Origin of the sequence: Micromonospora vulcania (assembly GCF_042658605.1) — a bacterium.
Taxonomy (GTDB): Bacteria; Actinomycetota; Actinomycetes; order Mycobacteriales; family Micromonosporaceae; genus Micromonospora; species Micromonospora vulcania.
This window is the reverse complement of sequence record NZ_JBHSQS010000005.1, coordinates 450,272-458,847: the sequence shown is the minus strand read 5'-3', so window position 1 is coordinate 458,847 and position 8,576 is coordinate 450,272. Positions and strand designations below refer to the sequence as shown.

General features: G+C 70.1%; 6 protein-coding genes. All 6 read left to right on the top strand.

From position 1 onward, the window contains the following. Window positions 1-398 precede the first annotated feature (398 nt). The 6 genes from kdpF to ACFQGL_RS11255 all read left to right on the top strand — a co-directional run bounded on the left by kdpF (window position 399) and on the right by ACFQGL_RS11255 (window position 8,558). Window positions 399-488, top strand: coding sequence for a K(+)-transporting ATPase subunit F (gene kdpF / locus ACFQGL_RS11280; RefSeq protein WP_377509522.1), 90 nt, complete (start codon window positions 399-401; stop codon window positions 486-488). Continuing rightward, a complete protein-coding gene (gene kdpA, locus ACFQGL_RS11275; RefSeq protein WP_377509519.1) occupies window positions 488-2,143 on the top strand; it encodes a potassium-transporting ATPase subunit KdpA in 1,656 nt (551 codons plus the stop codon). Before kdpF ends, kdpA begins: the two co-directional genes overlap by 1 nt. Before the next feature lie 20 nt (window positions 2,144-2,163). After that, window positions 2,164-4,371, top strand: a complete 2,208-nt coding sequence (gene kdpB, locus ACFQGL_RS11270; protein WP_377509515.1) for a potassium-transporting ATPase subunit KdpB — start codon at window positions 2,164-2,166, stop codon at window positions 4,369-4,371. Continuing rightward, window positions 4,371-5,252: a potassium-transporting ATPase subunit C gene (locus ACFQGL_RS11265; RefSeq protein ID WP_377509512.1), complete on the top strand. Its 882-nt coding sequence runs from the start codon at window positions 4,371-4,373 to the stop codon at window positions 5,250-5,252. The genes kdpB and ACFQGL_RS11265 overlap by 1 nt, the downstream gene beginning before the upstream one ends. 79 nt (window positions 5,253-5,331) lie before the next feature. Beyond that, window positions 5,332-7,881, top strand: a complete 2,550-nt coding sequence (locus ACFQGL_RS11260; RefSeq protein WP_377509510.1) for a sensor histidine kinase — start codon at window positions 5,332-5,334, stop codon at window positions 7,879-7,881. After that, window positions 7,878-8,558, top strand: a complete 681-nt coding sequence (locus ACFQGL_RS11255) for a response regulator (protein ID WP_377509508.1) — start codon at window positions 7,878-7,880, stop codon at window positions 8,556-8,558. Before ACFQGL_RS11260 ends, ACFQGL_RS11255 begins: the two co-directional genes overlap by 4 nt. The last annotated feature ends 18 nt before the right edge of the window (window positions 8,559-8,576 follow it).

The window sequence follows — 8,576 nt, the reverse complement described above, 5'->3', positions numbered from 1 at the left end:
CCTCTATCCGGCGTCGATCTAGGGCATATCACCGTTAGTCGATCTCCCTGAGCAGTGATTTGCCCTAGATCGACGCGGGGCGGGGGTGTCGCGCCCATGTCTGACAGCGCGGGGATGGGGTGGGCGGGGCTTGCTTGTGCCGAGGGTTGGTGCCGGATTTCACCTGTTCAGGGGGCGGGTGTGAAAAGCGCGTCAAGAAACGGTGCGCCTCCGTCATGGTCGCGTTATGACCCCTGCCATCGGGCCGATGAGGGGCTTTGATTGCCCGGCGCGACCGGAAGGCGGTCGCGACGAACCTTTCCGGTCTGAGGAGTCAGCGTGTCTGACGTGGTGTTCGTGGTCCTGACGGTGGCGCTGTTCGCAGTGCTCGCCCTGGTGGTCCGGGCGGTGGAGAAGCTGTGAGCGCGGTCAACACCGTCGGTCTGGTGCTCGCCATCGTCCTGGGTGCGTTCCTGGTGTTCGCCCTGTTGTTCCCGGAGCGCTTCTGATGACCATGACAACAGCGGGCGTCATCTTCGTGCTGACGCTGGTGGCGGCCCTGGTCGCCGTTTACAAGCCGTTCGGCGACTACATGTTCCGGGCGGTCTCCGGCACCCGGCAGTCCCGGGTCGAGCGGGGCATCTACCGCCTGGTCGGGGTCAACCCGGCCGCTGAGCAGACCTGGGGCGTGTACGCCCGCAGCGTGCTGGCGTTCTCGGCGATCTCGATCCTGTTCCTGTACCTGTTCCAGCGGGTGCAGAACCACCTGTGGCTGTCGCTGGGCTTCGACCCGGTGGTGCCGCACGGCGCGTGGAACACCGCCGTGTCGTTCGTGACCAACACCAACTGGCAGTCGTACTCGGGTGAGTCGACGATGGGCCACCTGGTGCAGATGGCCGGGCTGGCGGTGCAGAACTTCGTCTCGGCGGCGGTCGGCATCGCGGTGGCGGTCGCGCTGGTACGCGGGTTCGCCCGCAGCCGCACCGGGCAGCTCGGCAACTTCTGGGTCGATCTGACCCGGATCACGCTGCGCATCCTGGTGCCGATCGCGGTGCTCGGCGCGATCGCGCTGATGATCGGTGGAGTGGTGCAGAACCTCTCCGCCGGCACCGACGTGACCACGCTGACCGGCGGCACCCAGACGATCACCGGTGGCCCGGTGGCCAGCCAGGAAGTGATCAAGGAGCTGGGCACCAACGGTGGCGGCTTCTACAACGTCAACAGCGCGCACCCGTTCGAGAACCCCACCACCTGGACGAACTGGCTCCAGATCTTCCTGATCTTCCTGATCCCGTTCAGCCTGCCCCGGGTCTTCGGCCGGATGGTCGGGCAGAACCGCCAGGGTTACGCCATCGCGGCGGTGATGGGGATCCTCGCGTTCGCGAGCGTGGCCATCACCAACATCTTCGAGCTGACCGGGCACGGCACCGTGCCGCAGGCGGTCGGTGCGGCGCTGGAGGGCAAGGAGGTCCGGTTCGACGTGTCGAACTCGGCGACCTTCGCCGCGGCGACCACGCTGACCTCGACCGGCGCGGTGAACTCGTTCCACGACTCGTTCACCTCGCTCGGCGGCATGATGACCATGTTCAACATGATGCTCGGTGAGGTCGCGCCCGGTGGTACCGGTTCCGGTCTCTACGGCCTGCTCATCCTCGCGGTGATCACGGTCTTCGTGGCCGGCCTGATGGTCGGTCGCACCCCGGAGTACCTGGGTAAGAAGATCGGCGCGCGGGAGATCAAGTTCGCCTCGCTGTACTTCCTGATCACGCCGATCCTGGTGCTGATCGGTACGGCGGCCGCGTTCGCCACCGGCAACAACTCCACCGCGCTCAACGTCGGTCCGCACGGCCTCTCCGAGGTGCTCTACGCGTTCACCTCGGCCAGCAACAACAACGGTTCCGCCTTCGCCGGCATCACGGTCAACACGACCTGGTGGGACACGGCGCTCGGGTTGTGCATGCTGTTCGGCCGCTTCCTTCCGATCATCTTCGTGCTCGGGCTGGCCGGATCGTTGGCCCGCCAGGCGCCCACCCCCGCGTCCGAGGGCACCCTGCCGACCCACCGACCGCTGTTCATCGGCATGGTCGTCGGCGTCACGGTGATCCTCGTCGCGCTGACCTTCCTGCCCGCACTCGCGCTCGGCCCGCTGGCTGAGGGGCTGTGACCATCATGAGGAACGAGGACATGTCCGTCACCTCTGTGACATCCGGGACCGGCGAGCAACCGACGCCCGGCACCCCGGCCACCCAGGGCAACCGGGTCGGCGGGGGACTGCTCGACCCGAAGCAGCTGCTCCGGTCCCTGCCGGACGCCCTGCGCAAGCTCAACCCGGGCACGCTGTGGCGCAACCCGGTGATGCTGATCGTGGAAGTCGGCGCGGCCTTCACCACGATCCTGGCGGTGACCGACCCGTCGGTGTTCGCCTGGGCGATCACCGTCTGGCTCTGGTTGACCGTGCTCTTCGCCAACCTGGCGGAGGCGGTCGCCGAGGGCCGGGGCAAGGCTCAGGCCGCCGCGCTGCGGCAGGCGAAGAAGGACACCATCGCCACCCGGCTGATCGACTGGACGCCCGGTGCCCGGGCGAACGCCTACCGGGACGAGGCGGTGCCCGCACCGCAGCTGCGCCAGGGCGACATCGTGCTGGTCGAGGCGGGCGGCATCATCCCCGGTGACGGCGACATCGTCGAGGGCATCGCCAGCGTCGACGAGTCGGCCATCACCGGTGAGTCGGCCCCGGTCATCCGGGAGTCCGGCGGCGACCGCAGCGCGGTCACCGGTGGCACCAAGGTGCTCTCCGACCAGATCATCGTGAAGATCACCCAGAAGCCGGGAGAGAGCTTCATCGACCGGATGATCGCCCTGGTCGAGGGGGCCAACCGGCAGAAGACGCCGAACGAGATCGCGCTGAACATCCTGCTCGCCGCGCTCACGGTCATCTTCCTGCTGGCCGTGGTCACTCTCCAGCCGTTGGCCATCTTCTCCAAGGCGTTCCAGGCGGCCGCGCCGAACAGCGGCGCGATCACCGACTCGGGTGTCACCGGGGTGGTGTTGATCTCGCTGCTGGTCTGCCTGATCCCCACCACCATCGGCGCCCTGCTCTCGGCCATCGGCATCGCCGGCATGGATCGGCTCGTGCAGCGCAACGTGCTCGCCATGAGCGGCCGGGCCGTCGAGGCGGCCGGCGACGTCAACACCCTGCTGCTGGACAAGACCGGCACCATCACGCTGGGCAACCGGCAGGCGGCCGAGTTCGTACCCGTCGAAGGGGTGACGGCCGCGACCCTGGCCGACGCCGCGCAGCTGTCCAGCCTCGCCGACGAAACGCCCGAGGGTCGCTCGGTGGTGGTCCTGGCGAAGAACGAGTTCGGCCTGCGTGAGCGCGAGCCGGGCGTGATGCCGCACGCCACGTTCGTACCGTTCACCGCGCAGACGCGGATGAGCGGCGTCGACATGGCACCGGACGCCAGCGTGGACGCGGGAGCGGCCGGTTCGGGTCGCAGGGTCCGCAAGGGCGCCGCCGCGGCCGTGATGAAGTGGGTCCGCGAGAACGGCGGGCACCCGACCGAGCAGGTCGGCGAGATCGTGGACGCGATCAGCGGCACCGGCGGTACGCCGCTGGTCGTCGCCGAGCACGTCGACGGTGAGCCGGCCCGCGCACTGGGCGTCATCCACCTCAAGGACGTCGTCAAGTCCGGCATGCGGGAGCGGTTCGACGAGATGCGCCGAATGGGCATCCGGACCGTGATGATCACCGGCGACAACCCGCGTACCGCCAAGGCGATCGCGGACGAGGCCGGCGTGGACGACTTCCTGGCCGAGGCGACGCCCGAGGACAAGCTCGCGCTGATCAAGAAGGAGCAGGAGGGCGGCCGGCTGGTCGCGATGACCGGTGACGGTACGAACGACGCTCCGGCGCTCGCTCAGGCCGACGTCGGGGTGGCGATGAACACCGGTACGTCGGCCGCCAAGGAGGCCGGCAACATGGTCGACCTCGACTCCGACCCGACCAAGCTGATCGAGATCGTGGAGATCGGCAAGCAGTTGCTGATCACCCGTGGTGCGCTGACCACGTTCAGCATCTCCAACGACATCGCGAAGTACTTCGCGATCATTCCGGCCATGTTCGCCGGCCTCTACCCGAGCCTGGACGCGCTGAACATCATGCGGCTGGCCAGCCCGGAATCGGCGATCCTGTCCGCGGTCATCTTCAACGCCCTGGTGATCATCGCGCTGATCCCGCTCGCCCTGCGCGGCGTGCGGTACCGGCCGGCCGCCGCGTCGAAGCTGCTCAGCCGCAACCTGCTGGTGTACGGACTGGGTGGCATCATCGTCCCGTTCATCGGGATCAAGCTCATCGACCTGCTCATCCAGTTCATCCCGGGGATTTCGTGATGCGCCTACCCAACTGGCTCGCCCAACACCTCGCCGCCCTGCGTGCCGTACTCGTCTTCACGGTGCTGCTCGGGCTGGTCTACCCGCTGGCCCTGGTCGCCGTCGGCAAGCTGCCCGGCCTGAACGACAAGGCCGATGGTTCGCTCGTCAACGCGGGCGGGACGACGGTCGGCAGCTCGCTGATCGGTCAGCTCTTCACCGACGCCGACGGCAACGCCGTCCCGCAGTACTTCCAGTCCCGGCCGTCCGCAGCCGGCGACGGCTACGACCCGACCTCCACCTCGGCCAGCAACCTGGGCCCGGAGAGCGTGGTGGACACCATCGCCAGCGACCCGGAGGAGTCCAGCGAGAGCCTGCTCACCCAGGTCTGTGGGCGCAGCAAGGCGGTCGGCGAGTTGGACGGCGTCGACGGCCGACGGCCCTTCTGCACCACCGACGGGGTGGGCGCCGTGCTCGCGGTGTTCCGCGCCGACGGGCTGACCGGCCCGGTCACCCGGGTGGTCAGCGTCAACCAGGTCGCCCCGGCCACCCCGTTCGTCGCTTCCTACCAGGGCGTGCCGGTGGAGCTGGCCAAGGCCGACGAGGACTACGTCGCCGCCGGTGGGGTGGTCACCCCGATCCGTGGCGACGCCCCCGCCGACCCGGCCGTGCCGGCCGACGCGGTCACCGCCAGCGGTAGCGGTCTCGACCCGCAGATCAGCCCGGCGTACGCCGAGCTGCAGGTCAACCGGGTCGCGCGTGAACGCGGCGCGGACCCGGCGGCGGTCCGTCGGCTGGTGAACGAGCACACCATCGGACGAGGGCTCGGCTTCATGGGCGAGCCGGGGGTCAACGTGCTGGAGCTGAACCTCGCGCTGGACAAGCAGTTCCCGAAGCGCTGATCGGTTAGGAAGGGCCCCTTTACCCGCACCAGGCGTTAAGAAGGGGCCCTTCCTTTCGCCGACCAGGAAGGATGTTTCCGTGTCACGCGGAGAACTGCGCATCTATCTCGGAGCCGCCCCCGGCGTCGGCAAGACGTACGCCATGTTGGAGGAGGCCCAGCGGCGCGCTGCGCGCGGCACCGACGTGGTGATCGGCTTCGTGGAGACCCACGGCCGCCAGCACACCGCGGCGATGCTCGGTGACCTGGAGCAGGTCCCCCGCCGCACGGTGAGTTACCGGGGTGCCGAGTTCACCGAGATGGACCTGGACGCGGTGCTGGCCCGTCGGCCGGAGATCGCGGTGGTCGACGAGCTGGCGCACACCAACGTGCCGGGATCGCGACACGACAAGCGCTGGCAGGACGTCCAGGAGTTGCTCGACGCGGGCATCGACGTGCTCTCCACGGTCAACGTGCAGCACCTCGAGTCGGTCAACGACGTCGTCGCGCAGATCACCGGCACCACGCAGCGGGAGACCGTGCCGGACGAGATCGTCCGCGCCGCCGAGCAGGTCGAGCTGGTCGACATGACCCCCGAGGCGCTGCGTCGGCGGATGGCCCACGGCAACATCTACCGCCCTGACAAGATCGATGCCGCGCTGGGCAACTACTTCCGGGTCGGCAACCTCACCGCGCTGCGCGAGTTGGCGCTGCTCTGGCTGGCGGACAAGGTCGACGAACAGCTCGACCGGTACCGCAGCCAACAGGGCATCGCCGCTACCTGGGAGGCCCGGGAGCGGGTCGTGGTGGCGCTGACCGGTGGCCCGGAGGGCGAGACGCTGATCCGCCGGGCCGCGCGGGTCGCCGCCCGCAGCAAGGGTGCCGACCTGCTCGCCGTGCACGTCGCTCGCAGCGACGGGCTGGCCGGCGCGGACCCGGCGCAACTGGCCCGTCAGCGGGTGCTGGTGGAGAGCCTCGGCGGCACCTACCACCAGGTGCTCGGTACGGACGTGCCGGCCGCGCTGCTGGACTTCGCCCGTGGCGTGAACGCCACCCAGTTGGTGCTCGGCGCCAGCCGGCGGGGGCGCTTCGCGCAGATCTTCGCCCGTGGCGTCGGGGTGACCACCACCGCGCTGTCCGGTGCGATCGACGTGCACCTGGTCAACCACACCGAGGCCGGGCGGGGCCGGCGGGTGGCGATGCCCGCGGCGCTATCCCGGCGTCGCCGACTGCTCGGCTTCGCCCTGGCCGGGTTCGGTATGCCGCTGCTGACCCTGTTGCTGCTGACGGCGCCCGATCTGACCCTGACCAGCGACATCCTGCTGTTCCTCGCGGGAGTGGTCGGGGTCGCGCTGGTCGGCGGGCTGTGGCCGGCCCTGGTCGCCGCACTCGGCGGGTCGCTGCTGCTCAACTGGTTCTTCACCCCGCCACACCACACGTTGACCATCGCCGAGTTGGACAACCTGCTCGCCCTGGCCGTCTTCGTCGGAGTGGCCGTCGCGGTGAGCTGGGTCGTCGACGTGGCGGCCCGGCGTACCCGGGAGGCCGCTCGCGCCGCCGCCGACGCGCAGACCCTCGCCGCCGTCGCTGGCGGCGTGTTGCGCGGCGAACGGCCGCTGCCGGCGCTGCTCGACCAGCTCCGGGAGACCTTCGGGCTGCGCGCGGTGAGCGTGCTGGAGTTGGCCGAAGAGGCCAGTGGGCGGCCGGCCCGAGCCCGGGAGGAGCACGCCTGGTGCGTGGTGGCCAGCGTCGGCGACCGGCCGGCCTGCACGCCCGACGACGGCGAGACCGCGGTGCCGGTGGACGAGCGGATCACTGTCGTGCTCAGTGGCCGGCGACTGGAGGCGGCCGACCGGCGGATCGTCGAGGCGTTCGCCGCCCAGGCCGCCGTCGCGCTGCGCCAGGAACGGCTCGCCGAGGAGGCGGCCACGGCCCGGCCGCTCGCCGCGGCGGACCGGATGCGTACCGCGCTGCTCGCCGCGGTCAGCCACGATCTGCGTACGCCGTTGGCCTCGGCGAAGGCGGCGGTGACCAGCCTGCGCAGCCAAGACATCGAGTTCGACGAGCAGGATCGTGAGGAGTTGCTGGAGACGGCCGAGGAGTCGTTGGACCGGCTCGCGCGACTGGTCGGCAACCTGCTGGACATGAGTCGGCTCCAGGCCGGTGTCCTCGGCATCACGGCGACCGCGATCGGCCTGGAGGACGTCGTACCCCGGGCGCTGGACGAACTCGGGCCGCCCGCCGCCACCGTCGGTACCGACATCCCGGCCGACCTGCCCGAGGCCACCGCGGACCCCGGCCTGCTGGAACGGGTACTGGTCAACGTCATCGCCAACGCGCTGCGCTACAGCCCACCCGGGCAGCCGCCGACCATCACGGCGAGCACGCACGCCGGTCAGGTCGAGCTGCGGGTCATCGACCGTGGGCCGGGCATCCCCGAGGACCAGTGGGAGCATGTCTTCCTGCCGTTCCAGCGACTCGGCGACCGGGACAACCAGACCGGTGTCGGCCTCGGTCTCGCGCTGTCCCGAGGTCTGGCCGAGGCGATGGGTGGCAGCATCACCCCGGAGACCACCCCCGGTGGAGGGCTCACCATGGTGCTGCGGCTGCCCGCCGCCGCGCAGACCAGCTCGGAGGGGCCGCAGGAATGACGCGCATCCTGGTCGTCGACGACGAACCGCAGATCCTGCGTGCTCTGCGGATCAACCTGCGCGCCCGCCGGTACGACGTGGACGTCGCCGACACCGGTGCCGGCGCGCTGAAGGCCGCTGCCAGTCATCCGCCCGACCTGGTGGTGCTCGACCTCGGCCTGCCCGACATCGACGGGGTGGAGGTGATCCGTGGCCTGCGTGGCTGGACCGCCGTGCCGATCATCGTGCTCTCCGGCCGGGCCGGCAGCGAGGACAAGGTCGCCGCGCTCGACGCCGGCGCGGACGACTACGTCACCAAGCCGTTCGGGGTGGAGGAGCTGCTGGCCCGGATCCGCGCGGTGACCCGGCGGCTGGGCGCCCCCAGTGAGGCGGTGGCCGCGCTGCGGATCGGCCAGCACACCGTCGACCTGGCCGACCACAGCGTGCGGCGGGACGACGGCACCGAGGTCAAGTTGACCCCGACCCAGTGGAGCGTGCTGGAGAAGCTGCTGCGCCACCCCGGCAAGCTGGTCAGCCAGCGCCAGCTCCTGCAGGACGTGTGGGGGCCGGAGTATCAGAACGAGACCAACTACCTGCGGCAGTACCTGGCCCAGCTGCGACGCAAGCTGGAGGACGACCCGGCCCGCCCCCGGCACCTGATCACCGAACCCGGGATGGGCTACCGCTACCGCCCCTGAGCGAACGTGTCCGACCTG